The 21,898-nt window shown below is 60.0% G+C and carries 14 protein-coding genes and 1 tRNA gene; 9 read left to right on the plus strand and 6 right to left on the minus strand.

All coding sequences use genetic code 11. The features are described 5' to 3' along the window. Window positions 1–270: 270 nt before the first annotated feature. Window positions 271–2,298, plus strand: coding sequence for a methyl-accepting chemotaxis protein (locus AC2GXZ_RS02090; protein WP_483757466.1), 2,028 nt, complete (start codon window positions 271–273; stop codon window positions 2,296–2,298). Between the two features lie 301 nt (window positions 2,299–2,599). Beyond that, window positions 2,600–4,087, plus strand: coding sequence for a hypothetical protein (locus AC2GXZ_RS02095; RefSeq protein ID WP_483757467.1), 1,488 nt, complete (start codon window positions 2,600–2,602; stop codon window positions 4,085–4,087). Between the two features lie 188 nt (window positions 4,088–4,275). Here the strand turns inward: AC2GXZ_RS02095 and AC2GXZ_RS02100 are convergent. Further along, a tRNA-Val gene (locus AC2GXZ_RS02100) sits at window positions 4,276–4,350 on the minus strand. A gap of 213 nt (window positions 4,351–4,563) precedes the next feature. After that, window positions 4,564–4,929, minus strand: coding sequence for a response regulator CpdR1 (cpdR1, locus tag AC2GXZ_RS02105; protein WP_112457710.1), 366 nt, complete (start codon window positions 4,927–4,929; stop codon window positions 4,564–4,566). Window positions 4,930–5,108: 179 nt separating this feature from the next. On the opposite strand from cpdR1, the gene AC2GXZ_RS02110 reads away from it, so the two are divergent. Next, the gene (locus tag AC2GXZ_RS02110; RefSeq protein WP_483757468.1) at window positions 5,109–5,996 is read left to right on the plus strand and encodes an N-formylglutamate amidohydrolase; all 888 of its coding nucleotides are present in this window, start codon (window positions 5,109–5,111) and stop codon (window positions 5,994–5,996) included. 335 nt (window positions 5,997–6,331) lie between these two features. Next, window positions 6,332–7,108 (plus strand): histidinol-phosphatase, encoded by a 777-nt coding sequence (gene hisN / locus AC2GXZ_RS02115; protein ID WP_483758238.1) that lies wholly within the window; start codon window positions 6,332–6,334, stop codon window positions 7,106–7,108. A gap of 22 nt (window positions 7,109–7,130) precedes the next feature. On the opposite strand, the gene AC2GXZ_RS02120 is transcribed toward hisN, so the two are convergent. After that, window positions 7,131–8,120 carry an alpha/beta fold hydrolase gene (locus AC2GXZ_RS02120; RefSeq protein WP_483757469.1) on the minus strand — a complete coding sequence of 330 codons (990 nt, stop codon included), beginning with the start codon at window positions 8,118–8,120 and terminating at the stop codon, window positions 7,131–7,133. Window positions 8,121–8,381: 261 nt separating this feature from the next. Here AC2GXZ_RS02120 and AC2GXZ_RS02125 point away from each other — a divergent pair, with 261 nt between their 5' ends. Then, entirely contained in the window at window positions 8,382–8,864 is a 483-nt protein-coding gene (locus AC2GXZ_RS02125) for an Hsp20 family protein (RefSeq protein ID WP_483757470.1), read from the plus strand. Window positions 8,865–9,015: 151 nt separating this feature from the next. On the opposite strand, the gene AC2GXZ_RS02130 is transcribed toward AC2GXZ_RS02125, so the two are convergent. Further along, window positions 9,016–10,014, minus strand: coding sequence for a bile acid:sodium symporter family protein (locus tag AC2GXZ_RS02130; protein ID WP_483757471.1), 999 nt, complete (start codon window positions 10,012–10,014; stop codon window positions 9,016–9,018). 88 nt (window positions 10,015–10,102) lie between these two features. On the opposite strand from AC2GXZ_RS02130, the gene AC2GXZ_RS02135 reads away from it, so the two are divergent. After that, the gene (locus tag AC2GXZ_RS02135; RefSeq protein WP_483758239.1) at window positions 10,103–10,960 is read left to right on the plus strand and encodes a LysR family transcriptional regulator; all 858 of its coding nucleotides are present in this window, start codon (window positions 10,103–10,105) and stop codon (window positions 10,958–10,960) included. A gap of 7 nt (window positions 10,961–10,967) precedes the next feature. Here AC2GXZ_RS02135 and AC2GXZ_RS02140 read toward each other — a convergent pair whose 3' ends face one another. Then, the gene (locus AC2GXZ_RS02140; RefSeq protein ID WP_483757472.1) at window positions 10,968–12,020 is read right to left on the minus strand and encodes a threonine aldolase family protein; all 1,053 of its coding nucleotides are present in this window, start codon (window positions 12,018–12,020) and stop codon (window positions 10,968–10,970) included. A gap of 467 nt (window positions 12,021–12,487) precedes the next feature. Here AC2GXZ_RS02140 and gltB point away from each other — a divergent pair, with 467 nt between their 5' ends. The 3 genes from gltB to AC2GXZ_RS02155 all read left to right on the plus strand — a co-directional run bounded on the left by gltB (window position 12,488) and on the right by AC2GXZ_RS02155 (window position 20,591). Continuing rightward, the gene (gene gltB, locus AC2GXZ_RS02145; RefSeq protein ID WP_483757473.1) at window positions 12,488–17,227 is read left to right on the plus strand and encodes a glutamate synthase large subunit; all 4,740 of its coding nucleotides are present in this window, start codon (window positions 12,488–12,490) and stop codon (window positions 17,225–17,227) included. Window positions 17,228–17,402: 175 nt separating this feature from the next. Continuing rightward, window positions 17,403–18,857: a glutamate synthase subunit beta gene (locus AC2GXZ_RS02150; RefSeq protein ID WP_483757474.1), complete on the plus strand. Its 1,455-nt coding sequence runs from the start codon at window positions 17,403–17,405 to the stop codon at window positions 18,855–18,857. Between the two features lie 234 nt (window positions 18,858–19,091). Beyond that, window positions 19,092–20,591 carry a DASS family sodium-coupled anion symporter gene (locus AC2GXZ_RS02155; protein WP_483757475.1) on the plus strand — a complete coding sequence of 500 codons (1,500 nt, stop codon included), beginning with the start codon at window positions 19,092–19,094 and terminating at the stop codon, window positions 20,589–20,591. Window positions 20,592–20,653: 62 nt separating this feature from the next. Here AC2GXZ_RS02155 and AC2GXZ_RS02160 read toward each other — a convergent pair whose 3' ends face one another. Then, a complete protein-coding gene (locus tag AC2GXZ_RS02160) occupies window positions 20,654–21,850 on the minus strand; it encodes an SGNH/GDSL hydrolase family protein (protein WP_483757476.1) in 1,197 nt (398 codons plus the stop codon). Window positions 21,851–21,898: the final 48 nt, after the last annotated feature.

The raw sequence follows: 21,898 nt of genomic DNA on the forward strand, positions 1-21,898 counted from the left end.
TTGGTTGGCCAAAATCTATCCCCAACAGATGACCAAACGGTAATCTGAAAAGGCGCAAGCCTCTGTATTTTTGCGATTCTTCAAGATTTGAGCATATTTTATCGCGACAGGGTTGCATAAGCGGTCGCGGCTTTAACCCATGGTAAAAGATGTGCGGCTAAGCTTACAACCGTTCCGGGGAGTGGGGGGAACGTCATCGCAGCACATGCGATCATCGGCAGTCGATGCGTCAAAGCCACTTTGCATTCACGCTTTCTGTTCGGGTCCGCGATGAAAAACATATCCATAACTGGCAAGTTCTTCGTACTTCTCGCATCCTTCGGCCTTTTTACTCTGGTGCTCGCCTATTACGCCGGCAGCCAGATCCTCAGGGTCGATGCGGATTATTCGCATCTGGTCAATACGGAGGGCGACGCCTCGACATCGCTGTCGCGCGCCAGCCAGACATTCCAGACGATCCGCGGCGCGATCGGCGACATTCTCCTGACAACCGCCAAGGAACAGGAAAAGAAGGCGGTCGACGAGCTGGCAGGCTCGCGGCAGCAGTTCCTCTCCTATATCGACAGGGTGGCCGCGGCACTGCCGGGCGATACCGGGATTGTGGATCTGAAAGCCAAGGCGATCAACGTTCTCGACCAGTCCTGCGCCAATTCCATCACGCTCGGCACAAAGGCGCTCACCTATCTCGACATCAAGAACGCGATGGACGTGTTCTTCCGCGAGTGCCAGCCGCAGTTTCAGATCATGTCCAAGGCGATCAACGACAAGGTCGACGAGCTGACAAGAGCGACCACGGCCAGCACCGTCACGCTGTCGTCGGATTCCCGCAGGATCTACTGGACGACGATCGGCGGCGTTCTTGCGGCGCTCATCATCATATCGCTGGTCAGCTTCGTTGCGATCAAGGCGTGGCTCGTGCAGCCGCTGCAAGCCCTGGGCCGGACGATGGGCCTGCTTTCCAGCGGCGACCTGTCGGCGGATGTCGATGGCGAGGACCGCAAGGACGAGATCGGGGGTATGGCCCGGGCGGTCAAGGTGTTCAAGGAAAACGGATTGCGCGCCCGCACGCTTGAAATGGATGCGGCGAGCGAGCGCGAGGAGAGCGAGACACAACGCCGCCGCATTGCCGATCAGGAGCACCAGCGCGCCAAGGCGATGACGGATGCCACGCAGGGGCTTGCCGAAGGGCTGAAACATCTGTCCTCCGGCGATCTCGGCTTCCGGCTCGAGGCATCGTTTGCTGCGGATTTCGAGGGATTGCGCGCCGATTTCAATCAGACCGTCATGCAGTTGCGCGATACGCTTGCGGCCGTTGCCACGGCCACCGGGGCGATCGACAGCGGGGCGCGAGAGGTCAGCCACAGCGCCGACGATCTCTCCAGGCGAACGGAGCAGCAGGCCGCATCGCTGGAAGAGACGGCGGCGGCGCTGGACGAGATCACCGCCAATGTGACCAATTCGTCAAAGCGCGCCGAGGAAGCCCGCAACGTCGCCATCCGGGCCAACGACAGCGCCCGCAGCTCGGAGGCCGTGGTTGCCGATGCCGTCGAGGCGATGAGCCGGATCGAACAGTCCTCCGGCCAGATATCGAGCATTATCGGAGTGATCGACGATATCGCCTTCCAGACCAACCTCCTGGCACTTAACGCAGGCGTCGAGGCGGCGCGGGCAGGCGAGGCCGGCAAGGGGTTTGCGGTCGTTGCACAGGAGGTGCGCGAACTTGCGCAACGGTCTGCGACCGCCGCCAAGGAAATCAAGGACCTGATCCGCAAGTCTTCCACCGAAGTGGAGAGCGGCGTGAAGCTGGTGAGCGCTACGGGCGAGGCGTTGAAGACGATCGAAACCTATGTCGTCACCATCAACCAGCATATGGATGCGATCGCCACGTCGGCGCGCGAACAGTCGGTCGGGCTGGCGGAGGTCAACAATGCCGTCAACCAGATGGATCACGTCACGCAGCAGAATGCCGCCATGGTGGAGGAAGCCAATGCCGCGGGTGCTACGCTTGCCAACGAGGCCGGGCGCCTTCGCGAACTCGTGTCGCAGTTCCAGCTCGGTGACGTCAGAGGTGACGGGTCCGAGCTTTTCAGACATGCCGCGGGGGATGCGCCGCCACGGCCGTCAGCTCACGCGAATTCGGTCGCAGCCAGTCTTCGCCGCGCCACGTCCGTGAGGCCGGCAGATGAGAATGCTTCGCCCAAGGCCTCGCCTGCCCGGAGTATGGTGGGAAAGCTAGCTCAAGCCTTCGGCGGCCGCTCGGCTGCCTCAGGCGGTGCGGATGACTGGGAAGAGTTCTGACCCTCCCTTCATGATCGGACGTCAAACGGCCCGGCTGCGATGCAGACCGGGCCTTTGTTTGCGCTGGCTACTTTCGGGAAAGGCGAAACGGAAGATACCTATAATGCCGATGGATCAGTTTTTCGTCAGCGGCGGTCGTTTGAGACTTTCCTCAATTGAATTTATCTGCATTATCTCAATCTGAGATTGTATCCGATTTGTGGACTTGAGGCTGAATCCGGGACTACGCCTGTTCTCTCGGATTGTTGTTTCGTGATGATTTTGGCGGAAGATAAGCAGCACCTGTTGTGAGGATGCAGCGATGACGATTTCCGGTCTGGTGTTTGTAGCGTCTGTTCTCGTCGTCATCGTCCTGCCGGTTGCGCTGATCATGATCAGGGAAACCGTCAAGCGCCGACGCCAGGAGGTCATACGTGATCTCACCGCGGTGTTCGAGACACCTGTCTTTCCAGCAGGCCACCCGAAGCTGATACCGTCGTTCGAATTCGTGAAATTCCGCTATCTCATGGACAATCAGGTGTCCGGAAGGCAGCCGCAGGATTTCAAGACAAGGGATTGGGTTCTGTCCATCATCCCGTTTTTCGCGATTGTCGGATCCATCTGCTGGTTCTGCTTCTGGGTCATGTTGTCCGGCCGGCTTCCGCCGCTGCTTGCCCCCCTTTACAACGTAGCATGTGCGCCGGGAGCGACATCGCCTTGTATCGGTTTGCCGCTTTGGGCCTACGGGATAAGCAGCGCGTTGCTCGGTTCGTATTTCACCGAGATCCGCCAGCTGTACCGCGCAATAAACAACTTCGACCTCAGTCCGGCGGCCGTCATCGAAAGCACGATCAATATCGCCGCTGCAGCCGGCGTTGCGGTCCTGATCACCTCGGCGGTAACGCTTGTGGAAGTCTTTGAAGCCGTCCAGGAGGCATACCTGCCGCCCGTGACCGTCATCCTGTGTTTTGCTGCCGGGACCCTTCCCCAGGCGGCAATCCGCTGGCTCGTCACCAAAAGCCGACTGAAGAACTTCAAGCGGGAGAATCCCGAAGTGTTCAAGCTTTTCGAGGCGACCCCGATCGAGCTCATCGATGGGATCGATACGGATACGCGAGACCGGCTGGCCAATTACCATTTGGCTTCGACCCAAAATCTTGCGGCCGCAAACCCGCTGATGCTTTTCGTCGAAACGCCCTACGGCGTTTACCAGATCATGGATTGGGTGGCACAGGCGCAGCTTTGCGCCTCAGTCGGCCCGAAAGTCGTTGCGGCATTGTGGAGGCTCGGCGTGCGCACGTTGTTCGATCTGGAACGTGCCGCATTCGACAACCTCTGCTACAACAAACAGATGCTCGAGGCGATCGGTGCTGCCATGATGATGGACATTCCGGTCGCGTGCGCAGAGCGGCCGGCGGAGAGGAGGGTCCGTTATGATGCCGCCTTCGTGACGGCCAATATCGGCATGAGGCTGAATGACCCACATGTGCACCGCCTGCGGCAGATCTACATGCTGGTGGGCGAGAAGATCGGCCACGAGCATTTTCGCTTCCTTGTGCGTGACGGCGCGGGTTCGCGTTTCCTTGCCAGCGCACATATCAGTTTTACGGCTCCCGACACTCTGCAGATCCCGGATGGAAGTTTCGGCATTTTCCGGGAGGGCAACATGATCAAGATAATCGGTGGAAAAAACGACGGTCAGGTGGGCGTCGTCTCTTCTGCCAGCCCCAATATGATCAAACTGGGCGGCGTCGCGCTGGTTACGGCGGCCTGCGAGCCGGACGTCATCCTGCTCCGGGTGAGCCCGTAAATACGGCTTGGAAGTGCCCAAGGTGGAATGTGTTCCACCATCGCCAGGTGCTCATCCCAAAATTCAGATAAAGCCACAAGGCAACCAGCTCGGCAGCCTTGCCGGGTGTCTTTATGTTTCAGGTAAGCCCTTGCCTGGAAACGAAAAAAGCCCCGCTAGGGGCTTTTTCATCTCCGTGAGGAGAAGGATGGTGGGCGTGACAGGGATTGAACCTGTGACCCCTACGATGTCAACGTAGTGCTCTCCCGCTGAGCTACACGCCCATCCGATGTCGGCGCATAGACCATAGAGTGGTCGGGCCGTCAACTGGTTTTTTGGAGGAAATGCGAAGCTTTTTTGACGGCCCCGCATTTCAGGGATTATTGCGGCTGTGGACAACCGCAATCAGCTTTCAGCCAAACGATTTCCGGTTGCCGCAGTCGGATCTGCGCTTCGCCGACGCGGCTGGAATCAGGTGCCTGAGCAGCCTGCTTCGATCAGGCGGCGGCGAGCATCTTGTTCACTTCGTCGACGAGGTCGCGAAGGTGGAAGGGCTTCGACAGGACCTTTGCATCCTTCGGCGCCTTTGAATCCGAGTTCAATGCAACGGCGGCAAAGCCGGTGATGAACATCACCTTGAGGTCCGGATCGAGCTCGGTCGCCCGGCGGGCGAGTTCGATGCCGTCCATTTCCGGCATGACGATGTCGGTGAGGAGAAGCGAGAAGGGCTCTTCGCGGAGCCGGTCATAGGCGCTTGCGCCATTGTCGAAAGAGGCGACCTTGTATCCGGCCTTTTCCAGTGCCTTCACCAGAAAACGGCGCATATCATTGTCGTCTTCGGCGAGAAGGATTTTTTGTATCATCTTCGGGACCGCTATCCGTGCATGCCAGAGGTTGTAAGAGCCTTTCACAATGCCAGTCTACGGTAAATTTCCGTTTAACCGCATGGAAGGGTGTTGGTGGGTTATAGATAGTATGGACTTGGCGCCGGGCAACTGGCAACATGACGCGACAGACTAGTTCGTGAAATGGTAAAGGCAGGATGGATCAGGCCGCGGGAGATCGTCAGCATTTCGAGGTGAGAGAGCCCGCGCAGCAGACCATTCCCTTCGTTTTCAACTCTCCCCATAGCGGCAGCCATTATCCTGTGGATTTCCTGGCGGAGAGCAGTCTTGACGCGCTTTCCATCCGCCGTTCCGCCGACCATTATGTCGACGAGCTGTTCTGCGATGCGCCAGAACTCGGCGCGCCGCTGCTGGTTGCGCATTTCCCGCGCGCCTATCTCGACGTCAACCGCGAGCCTTATGAGCTCGACCCGCGGATGTTCGACGGTCCGTTGCCGCCTTATGTCAATATCGGGTCCATGCGGGTTGCCGGAGGGCTGGGGACGATCCCGCGGATTGTCGCCGAGAACATGGATATCTATCGCAAGAAGCTTTCGGTCGAAGAGGGGCTGTCGCGGGTCGAAACGATCTACAAGCCTTATCATGCCTGCCTGCGCAAGCTGATCGCGCGCACGCATGCGCGCTTCGGGATGAGCGTGCTGATCGATTGCCACTCTATGCCGGGCAATATCCGGCTTTCGGGAACGGATGTGCGGCCGGATTTCATCATCGGGGACCGCTACGGCACCAGTGCCTCGGCCGAGCTTTCGCGGGCCGCGCTGCAATTCTTCGACGATATGGGTTTTTCAGCCGTGCGCAACAAACCTTATGCCGGTGGCTTCATCACCGAGCATTACGGCCGGCCTGTGCGTGGGCTGCATGCTCTGCAGATCGAGATTAATCGCGGGCTTTATGTCGACGAAACGACACTCGAGCGGAAGCGAGAGTTTCCGCTGATCGCTGCTGCTCTCTCGACCTTCATGCGGCAGATGGCTGAATATGTTGCCGATTTTTCCGGTGGCATGAGCGCGCTGGCGGCGGAATAAGCCTGATCCATTCCGACAATACTGTTTGATGCTGGAGACGCCCGCCGCGTTTGCTGCCCTATGGACAAAAAAAACCGCGCTATTCGCGCGGCTAAGTCTAGGGAGGAAACACCCAAGGAGGGTATTTACAGTCAAAGACTGTGCTTAGAAAAATACGGCAAGGTATGCACATTTGTCAAGCATATTTTTATGGTGATTAAATTTGCGTCATTTTTAGGCTTTGTGATGAATGTGGCAGCATGGAATAATTCCTGAAGCGGTTTTCTACGGCGGCAGGACGTCCTATGAGAGACGCGTCCGCCCGTGACCGATTTTCCGCCAATCAGGAGCCGCCGATGTTGCCCGACCGCGAATTCTTCAATGCGCTAGCCGATGCGGCCAAAGCTGAGACGTTGCCGCGGTTTCGGACCGGCATTTCGGTGGTCAACAAGGTGGCCGGCGGTTTTGATCCGGTGACCGAAGGCGACCGGGCAGCTGAAACGGCAATCCGGGCATTGATCGGGGCGCGGTTTCCCGATCACGGAATTCTCGGCGAAGAACACGGCAATGTCGGGCTCGATCGGGAGCATGTGTGGGTGATCGATCCGATCGACGGGACGCGGGCCTTCATTTCCGGCCTGCCGGTCTGGGGGACCCTGATCGGATTTCGGTCAAACGGCCGGGCAAGGATGGGGATGATGGACCAGCCGTTTACTGGCGAGCGTTATTTCGCCGATGGCAGCACGTCCTGGTATTCCGGTCCGGACGGCGAGAGACAGATTTCGGTGCGCGATTGCGGCTCGCTTGCCGATGCGATCCTGTTTACCACCTCGCCGCATATCTTCGAGGGCGAAGACCTTGTTCGCTACCGTTCCGTCGAGGAGAAGGTGCGGCTGTTCCGCTATGGCTGCGATTGTTACGCCTATGCGCTTTTGGCCTCCGGCCATATAGACCTCGTGGTGGAGAACAACCTGCAGCCCTATGATGTCGGGGCGCTGATCCCGTTGGTCGAGCAGGCCGGCGGCATCATCACCACCTGGGACGGCAAACGGCCGGAAAATGGCGGCACCATCGTTGCTGCCGGCTCGAAGGCTGTGCACGAGAAGGCGATGACGCTTCTTTCCGGGCGCTAGGCCGACACCGAGACCTGAAGCGTCAGGCGGCGGTCTCCGACATGTCGAGACCGCCATCGAGGCCCGGCATGAAGGTTTCGATCGCGGCCATTGCCTGGGCGCGGTAGATATCCTTGTCCTGAAACAGTTCGTGGCGGCCGCCGGTGATGGTGATCAACTGTCCGGCGCGGAAGTTGCGCGACAGGTTCTCCTGCAGACGGTAGGGCACGATGCCGTCGAGCACTGGGGCCAGAATGAGCGTCGGTATGGTGATTTTCGTCAGGTGGGTCTGAAGTGATATGCGGCTTGCGGCGCGAAGTGTCTCGTGGATCCAGCGTGCGGTCGGTGCGCCGACGGTCAGATCAGGAAAGGCCTTGTAAAGGCCGAGATTGCGTTCGAAGCGAGGCCTGTCGCCGGTCAGGCCATTTCCTTCGAAAGGGATGATGCGCCGGTCACCGCCCATCTGCGCGCCGCCAAACCCCGTCCAGGCCATCATCCTTGCAAGCGGGCGGACCAATTTTTCCGAGGCGGGCTGGTTATGGAAGCCGATATAGGGAGCAGCAAGCGCCATACGACTGATGCGGTTGGAAAGGCGCGGCGCAGCCGACAGGGCGATCAGGGCCCCTGTCGAATGCGCAACGAGGAAAAAGGGCAGGCGGGCATCCGGCAAAACGATCTGTTCGAGAAAGATTTCGAGGTCTTTTTCGTAGTCGGTAAAACGCCGGACGTGTCCCTTCTTTGGGTCTTTCTTCAACCGCTCGGAACCGCCCTGGCCGCGCAGGTCATAGGTCGCGACCCATAATCCCATCGCATTCAAATGCCGGATGGTCTCGAAATATTTCTCGATGAATTCGTTGCGGCCATGGAGAAGCACGATCGTGCCGCGGGCGGGAACAATCTGCGACCGGAACAGGGCGTAACGGAGCCTTGTGCCCCGGTGACCGGTGAAATAGCCGGCCGTGAAGTCCTCCGGAGCCGGATTGTCCGGTGTCGGGCGAAGGATGTCATCGGTGATTTGCGGCTGATCGTTCATCGGGTCAGGGTTAGGCGAGGGGGACGGCAGGTCAAGCGAAATATCGTTGGGTCGTGTGCGCCTGTTGGCAGGCCAGGGGTTCTGCCATCGCTGGGAACCACGTTCGCGATGCCGGCGGAAGCGGGGGCTTGAAGGCCGGTTTTGCAATTCCCATCTTCACTCTGCGGGCGCCGAAAGGGTCCGCTGAACGGGGTCTTCATCGCCAGAACGGGGTGTCGATGCCCAAACCAAAACCGCAACGTCGCTTCCATGGAGGACATTATGCGTCACGTCGATTTTTCCCCTCTCTATCGTTCCACCGTCGGCTTCGACCGTCTTTTCAATCTGCTCGACAATCGCAATTTTGCCGATCAGAGCCAGAGCTATCCGCCCTATAACATCGAGCGGACCGGCGAAAACACCTATCGCATCACCATGGCTGTCGCCGGCTTTGACGAGACCGAACTCTCGATCGAATTCCAGGCGCATGCTTTGACCGTGAAGGGTGAAAAGACCGAGGAAGACGGGGCCGACCAGAGCGAGTTTCTCTATCGCGGCATCGCCAAACGCGCGTTCGAGCGCCGATTCCAGCTCGCCGACCATGTGGAAGTCGAGACCGCTTCGCTGAAGAACGGACTGCTGCATATCGATCTCGTCCGCAACATTCCCGAAGCGATGAAACCGCGTCGTATCGCGATCGCTGCAGAAGCCGGCGATACCGCCAAGACGATCGAAGCCCAGGTTGCACCACAGCAGGTCAACTGACACTCAGCGTTCTTTGATCTCCAGTCGAAGATGAAATGCAAACGCCTCCTCAGGAAGCCTGAGGAGGCGTTTTTCGTCGCGTTCAGCCGGGAAGAAGGGTGCTATGAGGTCAGGGTCAAAGCCCTGGCTCTGACCGCAAACCCTGAAATGGCTAGGCGGTCGCGGCTTCGGCCTTTATTTCCTTGGCCTTGAGACGCTCGGCATATTTCTGCGCCAGTACCGCGCAGGTCATCAGCTGGATCTGGTGGAAAAGCATGATCGGCAGAACGATGGCGCCGATCGAGGCGGAGCCGCCGGTGAAGATTGCGTTTGCCATCGGCACGCCGCTCGCCAGCGATTTCTTCGAGCCGCAGAAGGTGATGGTGATCTCGTCCTCCTTGCCGAAGCCGAGAAGCCTGCTGCCGAACATGGTGATGCAGAGCACGGCTGCAAGCAGGATGATGTCGAGGCCGATGACGACCGCGATGTCGGTGAGCGAGAATGTCTGCCAGATGCCTTCCATGACTGCGGTGGAAAAGGCGAGATAAACGACCATCAGGATCGATCCGCGGTCGAAAGGCATCAGCAGCTTTTTCTTCGAGCGGATCCAGTTGCCGATCCAAGGCTGCAGGACCTGGCCCAGAATGAAGGGTGCGAGCAATTGAAGCGCGATCTTCTCCAAGGCATCGGCCGAGACGCCACCGCCGCCGGTGGTCGAAAGGAGAAGCGCGATCAGCGCCGGGGTAAGGAACATGCCGATAATGTTGGAGCCGGAGGCCGCAACGATTGCGGCCGGTACGTTGCCGCCAGCCATCGAGGTAAACGCGATGGAGGACTGCACCGTCGATGGCAGGACGCAGAGGAAAAGCATGCCGAGATAAAGCGGTGCCGGCAGGATGCTTTCTGGAATGAAGCCCATGGCGAGCCCCAGAAGCGGAAAGATCACGAACGTGGTCAGCACGATCGTCAGGTGCAGGCGCCAGTGCAGCACACCTGCGACGACCGTGTCACGCGCAAGGCGTGCGCCATGGAGGAAGAAAAGCAGGCCAATGGCTATATCCGTAGCGATGCCGAACCAATCTGCCCAGATGCCGTGAATAGGAAGAATGGACGCCAGGATCACGGTGCTAACCAGCATCATCGTGTATTGATCAGGCAGGAAACGCTTCATCGAATGCTCCTCAAGGTGGAATTGTTGAGCTTTCGCTTATCGTGAATTAGAATGCAACCATTAACAGTTATTGCGAAATGCGATGGACATGCTGAACCTCCACCATCTCGACAGTTTTCTAATGCTGCAGCAGACGGGCAGTTTTACCGAAGCCGCCCTGAGACTTGGTCTGGCGCAGTCGACAGTCACCCAGCATATTCAGCGGCTCGAAAAGGCGCTGGGTCGCCGGCTGGTCATCCGCGATACGCATCAGGTCCGGCTGACGACGGATGGAGAGGCATTGATCGGTTATGCGCGTGGAATGCTGGAGTTGAACGGTCGTGCTCTGTCGCTTTTTGGGGAAAGCCGACTGCGTGGACGGATCAGGTTCGGTGTCTCGGAGGATGTCGTTGCCAACCGGTTGACCGGAATATTGGAGGATTTCATCCGGCTTCATCCACTTGTCGATCTGGAGCTGACGGTCGCTCTCTCGGCTTCACTCAATCAGATGCTGGATGCGGGCGATCTCGATCTGGTGCTTGCGAAGCGGCATGTGGGCGAGACCCATGGCAGATTGCTTTATCGCGAACCTCTGGTGTGGCTTGCCCGCGACCAGGACTTCAAGCCGCCGCATGAGGGGCCGCTGCCGCTGATTGCATTTCCTCCACCCTCGATCACGCGGCGCGTCGTTCAGGAGGCGCTCGATCGGGACAGTGTCGCCTGGCGGGTCGTGTGTACTTGCGGCAGCCTGAGCGGCCTTACTGCTGCCGCACGCGCCGGCATGGGGGTGATGGTTCAGCCCCGCAGCATGGTGCCGGAAGGCCTGCGGGAAATAACGGGCGACCGGCTACCGCGACTGGACGATGTCGAGTTTGTCGTCATCCCGCGGCGCGGCGCCGATGCGGCGATGGTGGAGGCGCTGTCCAATCTGATTGCAGCGCGGATCGCGCCTCCCGCCACCGCGTGAGTGGGGTTCAGGCTGAGGCGCAGATCGACAGGAACTGGTCGACATCTTCTTGCGTCGTTGCGAAGGACGTCACCAAACGGATCAATGCCTCGTCCTTGCCGACCTTTTCAGGCATGTCGCGTGGCTCCAGCCAGTCGTAGAATTTCGCGCCCTGCTCGGCTGCCGCCTTGGCGGAGGCCTTGGGGAGAACGGCAAATACTTCGTTGGATTGGGTCGGCCAGGCGAGGCGGGCGCTGTTGAGCGAACCGAAGCCGACGCGAAGCCGTTCGGCCATGGTGTTTGCATGGCCCGCAAGGCCAAGCCAGAGATCGTCCTTCAGATAGGCTTCGAACTGCGCGGCAATAAAACGCGACTTTGAGAAAAGCTGGGCGGTGCGCTTGCGCAGGAAGGCGAAATCCCTGGCGAGCTGCGGATCGAAAAAGACGATCGCTTCGGCGCACCAGCAACCATTTTTCGTGCCGCCAAAGGACAGCACATCGACACCGCGCTTCCAGGTCATTTCGGCAGGCGTGCAGCCGAGCGCCAGAAGGGCGTTGGCAAAACGCGCGCCGTCCATATGCAGCGGCAATCCGTTATCCTTGGCGATCTTCGCAATCGTGTCGATCTCGTCGAGCGTATAGATGGTGCCGACTTCAGTGGCCTGGGTCATGGTGACGGCGGCTGCGCGTCCGTGGTGGACTGCATCCTGGGGGTAGCGGCCAATTCGCTCGACAAGGTTTTCCGGCAGCATCTTGCCGGCGGGACCCTCGACCGCGACCATGCGCATGCCGGAGAAGAAGTCCGGTGCGCCGCATTCGTCTTCAATGACATGGGCTTCGGAATGACAGAATGTTAGGCCGCCCGCGCGTGCCATGCTGGCCAGCGACAGTGAATTTGCCGCAGTCCCGGTTGCAACGAAAAAGACGGCCACTTCCCGCTCGAAAATCTCGTTGAAACGTTGCTCAATCGAGCGGTCGAGATCACTCGTTCCATAGGCGGAGGCAAATCGGGTCGATTCCTTCGACAGGCGTTCGTTGATCGCGGGATGGGCTCCTGCCCAGTTGTCGGAGGCGAAGAACATGAAAATGCACCTTGGGATTGGTTGGGAGATGCCGGGGAGATTAAGACTTTTTCGCCCGTGCGCAACGATAAAGCCCGCAAAAGGAGGGCGGACCTTTTCATGCGGCAATGAAACAGTGGCTACGGCCGAATTGGCGTAATTAAATTTCGCCGGAGCGGTGCCGATCGTAACAGACTGTCGTTTGCCCTGCAGATTTTTGCAGACATGCTCTTGTGGTAAGGGTAAATTAATGCGATATCAGATTGGAAATTAGGACAGTCTTTCTGTCCTAATTCTTGCGGCAAGGCGTCAAGTTTGCATCGCCTTTCCGTTGACCTTTGCGCCGATCCGGGTTGGACTAGAGTTTTGTAGAGTTCTTGATCCTGCGCCAGAGCGGCGCCGTTGCATGGCTGGCGGATGGCTTTTGTCATCTGCAGGAATTGATGAAGTGCCACCTTGCTCGCTTTGTATAGCGGCCAACAGGAGGAATGACGATGACGAAGATGAGCTCCGAGATGTCGGTTACGGTTCCTGGCGCCGGCGCCGAGGTTTCCGTTGAAACGAACAAGGCTGTCCCATTTGTCGCCTCCGGCGTGCCGGCGCGTCAAGGTCTCTACGATCCGCGCAACGAACACGATGCCTGCGGCGTCGGCTTCATTGCCAATATGAAGGGTGTCAAGTCCCACCAGATCGTCAAGGATGGGCTGTTCATCCTCGAAAACCTCACCCATCGCGGCGCCGTTGGTGCGGATCCGTTGATGGGCGACGGTGCCGGTATTCTGGTGCAGATCCCGGATCGCTTCTTCCGCGAGGAGATGGCGACGCAGGGCGTAACCCTGCCGAAGGCCGGCGAATACGCGGTCGGGCATTTCTTCATGCCGCGCGACGCCGAACAGATCGAACATTTCAAGCAGGCGATCGTTGATGTGATCGCCGAAGAGGGGCAGCAGTTCCTCGGTTTCCGCGATGTGCCGGTCGACAATTCCTCGCTATCCAAGGCACCGGCGATTGCCGCGACCGAACCCTATCACTGTCAGGTCTTCATCGGGGCTGGTCGCGACGCTGCGACCAACCACGATTTCGAACGCAAGCTTTTCCTGGTCCGCAAGGTCATCTCAAACCGTATCTACGATCAGTTCGGCGGCCAGGAGACCGGCTTCTATCCGGTATCGCTCTCTTCTTCGACCATCGTCTACAAGGGGATGTTCCTCGCCTATCAGGTCGGCGCCTATTACAAGGACTTGGCCGACCCGCGGTTCGAGACGGCGATCGCGCTGGTTCACCAGCGTTTCTCGACCAACACATTCCCGTCGTGGAAGCTGGCGCATCCCTACCGCATGGTTGCTCATAACGGCGAAATCAACACGTTGCGCTCCAACGTCAACTGGATGGCGGCGCGTCAGGCTTCCGTGTCTTCGCCGCTGTTCGGCGACGACATTTCCAAGCTCTGGCCGATTTCCTACGAAGGCCAGTCGGATACCGCCTGTTTCGACAACGCGCTGGAATTCCTGCAGCGCGGCGGTTACTCGCTGGCGCATGCCGTGATGATGCTGATCCCGGAGGCATGGGCTGGCAACCAGTCGATGTCGAAGGAGCGCAAGGCGTTCTACGAATATCACGCGGCCCTGATGGAGCCGTGGGACGGCCCGGCCGCCGTCTGTTTCACAGATGGCAAGCAGATCGGTGCGACGCTCGACCGTAACGGCCTGCGTCCGGCCCGTTATCTCGTCACCGACGACGACCGCGTCATCCTCGCATCGGAAGCCGGCACGCTGCCGGTTCCGGAAGAAAGCATCGTCAAGAAGTGGCGTTTGCAGCCGGGCAAGATGCTGCTGATCGACATTGAGAAGGGCCAGATCGTCTCCGACGAAGAGCTGAAGACCGAACTGGCGACCAAGCATCCATACGGCAAGTGGCTGGATCGTACCCAGTTGATCCTCGAGGATCTGAAGCCGGTGGAGCCGCGCGCGCTGCGTCGCGACGTGTCGCTGCTCGATCGCCAGCAGGCCTTCGGTTACACGAGCGAGGACACCCGCATCCTGATGTCGCCGATGGCGACGACGGGCCAGGAAGCGATCGGCTCGATGGGCACCGACACGCCGATTTCGGCGATGTCAGAGAAGTCGAAGCTGCTCTACACCTATTTCAAGCAGAACTTCGCGCAGGTCACCAACCCGCCGATCGACCCGATCCGCGAGGAACTCGTTATGAGCCTCGTGTCGTTCATCGGTCCGCGGCCAAACATCCTCGACCATACGGGCATGGCGAATGCCAAGCGGCTGGAAGTCCGCCAGCCGATCCTGACCAATGGTGACCTCGAGAAGATCCGCTCGATCGGCCACACCGAAGAGCTGTTCGATACCAAGACGCTCGACTTCACCTATGATATCGAGCGCGGTGCCGAAGGCATGCCGGACATGCTCGATCGCCTGTGCGAACGCGCCGAGGCTGCGGTCAAGGGTGGCTACAACATCATCGTGCTCTCCGACCGCCAGATCGGTCCGGATCGCATCGCCATTCCAGCGCTTCTGGCAACCGCTGCGGTACACCATCATCTGATCCGCAAGGGGCTTCGCACCTCGGTTGGTCTCGTGGTGGAGAGCGGCGAGCCGCGCGAAATCCACCACTTCTGCTGCCTTGCCGGCTTCGGTGCGGAGGCGATCAACCCCTATCTCGCCTTCGACACGCTGACCGACATGCATATGCGCGGCGAATTCCCCAAGGAAGTCGATGCGCAGGAAATCGTCTATCGTTATATCAAGGCGGTCGGTAAGGGCATTCTCAAGGTGATGTCCAAGATGGGCATCTCGACCTATCAGTCTTATTGCGGCGGTCAGATTTTTGATGCGGTCGGCCTCAATTCGGAACTGGTGGCGAAGTATTTCTTCGGTACCGCGACCTCGATCGAAGGCATCGGCCTTGCCGAAATCGCCGAGGAAACCGTCACACGCCACCATGCCGCTTTCGGCAAGGACCCGGTCCTGGCCTCGACGCTCGATATCGGTGGCGAATACGCCTACCGCATGCGCGGCGAAAGCCATGCCTGGACGCCGGATGTCGTGGCAACCCTGCAGCATGCCGTGCGCGGCAACAGCCAGGACCGCTATCGCGAATTCGCCGGCATGGTGAACGAGACGGCTGTGCGGATGAACACCATCCGCGGCCTGTTCAAGATCAAGGGTGCCGAACAGCTTGGCCGTAAGCCCGTGTCGATCGACGAGGTCGAACCGGCGGTCGATATCGTCAAGCGCTTCTCGACCGGTGCGATGTCTTTCGGCTCGATCAGCCGTGAGGCGCATACGACGCTTGCGATCGCGATGAACAAGATCGGCGGCAAGTCGAACACCGGCGAAGGTGGCGAAGAGAGCGATCGCTATCTGCCGCTGCCGGATGGTTCGATGAACCCCGAGCGTTCGGCGATCAAGCAGATCGCGTCCGGCCGCTTCGGCGTGACGACGGAATATCTGGTCAATGCCGACATGCTGCAGATCAAGGTGGCGCAGGGTGCAAAGCCCGGCGAAGGCGGTCAGTTGCCCGGCCACAAGGTGGATGCGACGGTTGCCAAGACCCGTCACTCGACGCCGGGTGTCGGCCTGATCTCGCCGCCGCCGCATCATGACATCTATTCGATCGAAGATCTGGCCCAGCTGATCTACGACCTGAAGAACGTCAACCCGACGTCCGATATTTCCGTCAAGCTGGTCTCCGAAGTCGGTGTCGGCACGGTTGCTGCAGGTGTTGCCAAGGCACGCGCCGACCATATCACGGTTGCCGGCTTCGATGGCGGCACGGGTGCGTCGCCGCTCACCTCGCTGAAGCATGCCGGTTCCCCATGGGAAATCGGCCTTGCCGAAACCCAGCAGACGCTGGTGCTGAACGGCCTTCGCTCGCGTATCGCCCTGCAGGTCGATGGTGGCCTGAAGACCGGCCGCGACGTGATCATCGGTGCGCTTCTGGGGGCCGATGAGTTCGGCTTTGCGACGGCTCCGGTCATCGCCGCCGGCTGCATCATGATGCGCAAGTGCCACCTGAACACCTGCCCGGTCGGCGTCGCCACCCAGGATCCGGTGCTGCGCAAGCGCTTCAAGGGCACGCCGGAACATGTGATCAACTACTTCTTCTTCGTGGCTGAAGAAGTGCGCGAGATCCTGGCATCGCTTGGCTTCACCAAGTTCGACGAGATCATCGGCCTTTCCGAACTGCTCGAAAAGGACGACATGCTGGCGCATTGGAAGTCCAAGGGACTCGACTTCACCAAGATCTTCCACAAGGTGGAGGCTCCGAAGGAAGAGACCTACTGGACGACCCGCCAGAAGCATCCGATCGACGACATTCTCGACCGCAAGCTGATCGAGAAGTCGGCCGCAGCACTTGAGAGCAAGGAGCCGGTCGTCTTCGAAGTGCCGATCAAGAACGTCGATCGTTCGGCCGGCGCAATGCTGTCGGGTGCGCTTGCCAAACGCTGGGGTCAGAAGGGACTGAAAGACGACACGATCCATGTGACGCTGACGGGTACGGCCGGCCAGTCGTTCGGTGCCTTCCTCGCCCGCGGTATCACCTTCGATCTGGTCGGTGACGGCAACGACTATGTCGGCAAGGGCTTGTCCGGTGGCCGCATCATCGTGCGCCCGCCGGAAAACTCGAAGATCGTCGCTGAAAACTCGATCATCGTCGGCAATACCGTGCTTTACGGCGCAACGACCGGGGAATGCTATTTCCGCGGCGTGGCCGGCGAGCGGTTCTCGGTGCGCAATTCGGGCGCGATCGCCGTCGTCGAGGGCGTGGGTGACCATGGCTGCGAATACATGACCGGCGGCATCGTCGTCGTGCTGGGCGAAACCGGCCGCAACTTCGCGGCCGGCATGTCGGGCGGCGTGGCTTACGTGCTGGACGAGAAGGGCGATTTCGCCAAGCGCTGCAACATGGCGATGGTGGAACTCGAGCCGGTTCCGGAAGAGGACGACATGCTGGAAAAGCTGCACCATCACGGCGGCGACATCATGCACAAGGGACGTGTCGACGTGTCCGAGGACATGACGCGCCACGACGAGGAGCGTCTTTACCAGCTGATCTCCAACCACATGCACTACACCGGATCGACCCGCGCCAAGGACATCCTTGATCGCTGGACCGAGTTCCGTCCGAAGTTCCGCAAGGTCATGCCGGTCGAATATCGCCGTGCACTGGTCGAGATGGAGCGCATGCGGATGGGCGTGGCGGCAGAATGATTGGGCTTAGCCCCTCACCCCGCCTCCGCTTCGCTCGGCGCACCCTCTCCCCGCAAGCGGGGCGAGGGGGACCGGCTACGGCGCGGCAGATGTCCTTCGCCCCGCTTGCGGGGAGAAGGTGCCGGCAGGCGGATGAGGGGCCTTTGGAAGAATTGAGAGCGAGTAGAGGTTAGACATGGGCAAGGTTACGGGTTTCATGGAAATCGACCGGCAGGTGGGCAAGTATCAGCCTGCGTCCGATCGTATCCGCCATTTCCGCGAATTCACCATTCCGATGTCGGATGCGGAAGTGACCAAACAGGCCGCCCGCTGCATGGACTGTGGCATTCCCTATTGCCACGGCCCGACCGGCTGTCCGGTTCATAACCAGATCCCGGACTGGAACGATCTGGTCTACAACAACAAGTGGGAAGAGGCGATCCGCAACCTCCATTCCACCAACAATTTCCCGGAATTCACCGGCCGCGTCTGCCCGGCGCCGTGCGAGGAAGCCTGCACGCTGAACCTCGAGGATGCGCCGGTTGCGATCAAGACGGTCGAACAGGCGATTGCCGACAAGGCCTATGAGCTGGGTTATATCGTGCCGCAGCCTGCAACGGTGAAGACCGGCAAGAAGGTCGCCGTGATCGGCTCCGGTCCTGCCGGCATGGCAGCGGCGCAGCAGCTTGCGCGCGCTGGCCACGAAGTGCATGTCTACGAGCGCGAGAGCAAGGCCGGTGGCCTGCTGCGCTACGGCATTCCCGACTTCAAGATGGAGAAGAACTTCATCGATCGCCGCGTCGAGCAGATGACCGGCGAAGGCGTGACCTTCCATTACGGCGTCAATATCGGCGTTGACGTTAAGGTCGAGGAACTGACCGCGGAGCATGATGCCGTCGTCTATTGCGGCGGTTCGGAAACCCCGCGTCCGGCCGGCATTCCCGGCACCGACCTGCATGGCGTCTATGACGCGATGCCCTATCTGGTGCAACAGAACCGCCGCATCGGTCGCGAGAACATCGACAGCGTCGCTTGGGCCGCCGAACCGATCCTTGCCGGTGCCAAGCATGTCGTCGTCGTTGGTGGTGGTGATACGGCATCCGACTGCGTCGGCACGGCCTTCCGCCAGGGTGCCGTCAAAGTGACCCAGCTCGATATCCGCCCACAGCCGCCGGAAAAGGAAGACAAGCTCGCCGTCTGGCCGTTCTGGGCGACCAAGATGCGTACCTCGTCCAGCCAGGCCGAAGGTGCAATCCGTGAATTTCAGGTCGCGACACTCGAATTCGTCGGGGAAGACGGTCAGCTGACCGGCGTGCGCTGCTGCGAGGTCGATGAACGCCGCAAGCCGATCGCCGGCACGGATTTCATCATCAAGGCGGATCTCGCCTTCATCGCGATCGGTTTCTCCGGGCCGATGACGACGGGCGTGCTGGCCGAGATGGAAGGCAAGCTCGATATCAATGTCGACCGCCGAGGCTCGACCAATGTCGTTGCCAATGACCGTGACTACAAGACCTCGGTCGACAAGCTGTGGACGGCGGGCGATGTGCGCCGCGGCCAGTCGCTGGTCGTCTGGGCGATCCGCGAAGGCCGCCAGGCCGCCCGTGCGATCGACGAGGCGCTGATGGGAAGTTCGGTCCTGCCGCGCTGATTTGAAACACGCAGATTGGGCTGCTCGGCCCTGTATGCAGAATATGAAAACCGCCGCCGTTCCTCCCTTGGGAGACGGCGGCGTTTTTCGTTTGATCCTGTCGATCGTTCACGCGGTACGGTTTTGCGACGAATTTGACCGGCATCAAGGGGATGGTTTCCGGAACGTGGCACGGATCGCACGAAAGGACCTGACAAAAATCAAGGTCTTCGACGTGCAAGGACACCAAACGAAATGAACATCCCCGCCATATTCAAATATTTCAAGGAGATGGTTCCATTCCGGATCATCCCCGCGATCATTACCACGATCTTTTTGCTGGCACTTCTGGCAATACCGGCTCCGACCGGGCTGGATGAGAACGGCTGGAAGATGCTGGCAATCTTCCTCACCACCATCCTCGCGATCATCCTGAAGGTCATGCCGATCGGCGTCATGGCGTTGATGGCGATCGTCATCGTCTCGTTGGCGCAGGTCACCTCGCCCAGTTCCAAGGGGGCGGTTGCGGATGCGCTGAGCAGCTTCGCCAATCCGCTGATCTGGCTGATCGTCATTTCGGTGATGATCTCGCTCGGCTTGAAGAAGACGGGCCTTGGACGTCGTATCGGCCTCGGTTTCATCGCGCTTCTCGGCAAGCGCACGATCGGCATCGGTTACGGCCTGGTCTTCTGCGAACTGATCCTTGCGCCGTTCACGCCGAGCAATACGGCTCGCGGCGGCGGGATCATCCATCCGATCATGCGGTCGATCGCCAATGCCTTCGATTCGGATCCGGCAAAGGGAACGCAGGGGCGTGTCGGCACCTATCTGGCGCTGGTCAACTACCATGCCAATCCGATTTCGTCGGCAATGTTCCTGACGGCGACGGCCGCCAATCCGCTGGCTCTCGAATATGTCGCCAAGGCCACCAACGGTGCGATCCATCTGACCTGGATGAGCTGGGCGCTGTGCATGTTGCTGCCGGGCCTCGTCGCCCTGTTCGTCATGCCGCTCGTTCTCTACGTGATTTCGCCACCCGAGCTGAAGGTGACGCCCGACGCGGTCACCTATGCCCGCAAGGAACTGGTGGGAATGGGGCCGATCTCGGGCAAGGAGATCGTGATGATCTGCACCTTCGTCATGCTGCTGGTTCTGTGGGCCAATGTCCCGGCCATGCTGTTCGGTGCGGCCTATACGCTCGATCCGACGATGGTCGCCTTTCTCGGACTGTTTGCCCTGCTGATCACCGGCACGATCGACTGGAACGACGTGCTGTCGGAAAAGAGCGCCTGGGACACGCTGATCTGGTTCGGCGCGCTGGTGATGATGGCGGATCAGCTGAACAAGCTCGGTGTCATCGGCTGGTTCTCGAACGGCATGAAGGAGATGATCTCGCATGCGGACCTGACCTGGCAGGTGACGGCGGCCATTCTGGTGGTGATCTTCACCTTCGCCCACTACCTGTTTGCCAGCGCCACCGCCCATGTCAGCGCGATGATGCTGGCCTTTGTCAGCGTCGGTGCGATGCTGATCCCGCCGCAATACCAGGCGCCCTTCATGCTGATGATGGTGGCCGGCTCGGCGATCATGATGACGCTCACCCATTATGCCACCGGCACGTCGCCGATCATCTTCGGCAGCGGCTACATCACCATGGGAAAATGGTGGGGCGTCGGCTTCATCATGTGCCTCGTCAATCTGGTGATCTTCACGGTGGTCGGTGCCGTCTGGTGGCGCGTGCTCGGCTATTGGTAAATGAATACCGGTGACGAATATCTTGGATCGCATGAAGCAGGCGCCGTTTTACGGCGTCTGTTTCATGGCGTCTTTGAGAGCCTGTAATCGTCGATGCGGCCGGTCGGTGCCGGATCGAGTTCGCCGCGCTTGACCAGCTTGTCGCGCGGAGACTGGGTGAGGCCGCCGGCTGCGGGAACGGCGGCGATCAGTTCCTTGCCGCCGTCGAGTTCCGGATCGGACAGGCTGATGGGCTGCGCCAGACGCGCTTTGGCGGGATCGGCAGGCAGGCCGAGAGCAGGCAGGCTCGCTGCGTCGAGATTGACCAGCTCGGGGCTTGCCATGTCGCCCAGATGCCTTCGGGCGAGCTTTTCGACATAAAAGGCGAGCTTCTGCTTGCCGGCCTGGGTGAAGGTGATGCCGTCGGCGCCGCGCAGGCGCACCTGCTGGCCGCTGACATCGGAGCCGGTTAGGATGAACTTGCCGTCCTCGTCGACGAAGCCATCCCATATGTCGACGAACTCGCCGCCGGATTCCTCGGTGCGGGCGCGGTAGATGGCGTTCAGCTTGACGGCGTCTGTCATCATCGACGGAGACTGAAAGGACGGCAGGCCGACCCATAGAAGCGGCAGCTTGCGCGATCTCACCATGCGGATGACCTCGGACACGCGGCGCTGGTACTCGTCGAACCAGGCGTCAGTGCGGAACTTTTCCTTCGCGCCCGATGTCATCTGCTGTCGGTCATTGGCACCGAGCATGACGACGACGATCGCCGGCTTGGTCTCGTCCAGAATTCCAGGCAGCTCGCCCACCCAGTCATAATGGTCGTCACGCACCAGGCCCGACGAGCCATCGCTGCGGGTGATGACGGCGACGCCGGGAGAAGCCTCGAAGGTGGTTTCCAGTTCACCGCCGATATTGCCAGCAAAAAAATCGCCGACGACCAGAATCTTGCGGGCGTTTTCAAGCTTTGCCACCGGTTCGGGTTTCGGTGGGGTGAGCGGCACTGGTGGCCGGGGGGCTGCCGCTCTGACCGCGCCGCGGGGCCGCTCCCGCCGCGGCGCCATCTCGATGATGGAACCGTCACGCCGATCATATTGGGCCGGTGGCTCCTCGCGCTCGTAGCGCGGGCCGCCGAAAAGGAGATCGAACAGGTTGCGGCGCCTGACCATTTCCTGCGCGCTGGCCGTCATCGGGCAACTGCCGGCAAGCATGACCGCCGCAAGCAGACTGCAGCCGACGCGTCGCAGAAGGTCAGGATCAAAAGGTTTGCCAGCCATTGCCATCATTCCCGACGGGCTGTGATCACGACGGATCTTGCGCCCGTG

This window comes from Aliirhizobium sp. YIM B11859 (genome assembly GCF_057163345.1).

Bases quoted from the DNA above. Each gene is read 5' to 3' on its own strand.
- AC2GXZ_RS02095 (WP_483757467.1), top strand. From the start codon at position 2,600: ATGACGATTTCCGGTCTGGTGTTTGTAGCGTCTGTTCTCGTCGTCATC.
- AC2GXZ_RS02135 (WP_483758239.1), top strand. From the start codon at position 10,103: ATGCTGAACCTCCACCATCTCGACAGTTTTCTAATGCTGCAGCAGACG.
- AC2GXZ_RS02090 (WP_483757466.1), top strand. From the start codon at position 271: ATGAAAAACATATCCATAACTGGCAAGTTCTTCGTACTTCTCGCATCC.
- cpdR1 (WP_112457710.1), bottom strand. From the start codon at position 4,929: ATGATACAAAAAATCCTTCTCGCCGAAGACGACAATGATATGCGCCGT.
- AC2GXZ_RS02160 (WP_483757476.1), bottom strand. From the start codon at position 21,850: ATGGCTGGCAAACCTTTTGATCCTGACCTTCTGCGACGCGTCGGCTGC.
- gltB (WP_483757473.1), top strand. From the start codon at position 12,488: ATGACGATGACGAAGATGAGCTCCGAGATGTCGGTTACGGTTCCTGGC.
- AC2GXZ_RS02140 (WP_483757472.1), bottom strand. From the start codon at position 12,020: ATGTTCTTCGCCTCCGACAACTGGGCAGGAGCCCATCCCGCGATCAAC.
- AC2GXZ_RS02125 (WP_483757470.1), top strand. From the start codon at position 8,382: ATGCGTCACGTCGATTTTTCCCCTCTCTATCGTTCCACCGTCGGCTTC.
- AC2GXZ_RS02155 (WP_483757475.1), top strand. From the start codon at position 19,092: ATGAACATCCCCGCCATATTCAAATATTTCAAGGAGATGGTTCCATTC.
- AC2GXZ_RS02120 (WP_483757469.1), bottom strand. From the start codon at position 8,120: ATGAACGATCAGCCGCAAATCACCGATGACATCCTTCGCCCGACACCG.
- AC2GXZ_RS02110 (WP_483757468.1), top strand. From the start codon at position 5,109: ATGGATCAGGCCGCGGGAGATCGTCAGCATTTCGAGGTGAGAGAGCCC.
- hisN (WP_483758238.1), top strand. From the start codon at position 6,332: ATGTTGCCCGACCGCGAATTCTTCAATGCGCTAGCCGATGCGGCCAAA.
- AC2GXZ_RS02150 (WP_483757474.1), top strand. From the start codon at position 17,403: ATGGGCAAGGTTACGGGTTTCATGGAAATCGACCGGCAGGTGGGCAAG.
- AC2GXZ_RS02130 (WP_483757471.1), bottom strand. From the start codon at position 10,014: ATGAAGCGTTTCCTGCCTGATCAATACACGATGATGCTGGTTAGCACC.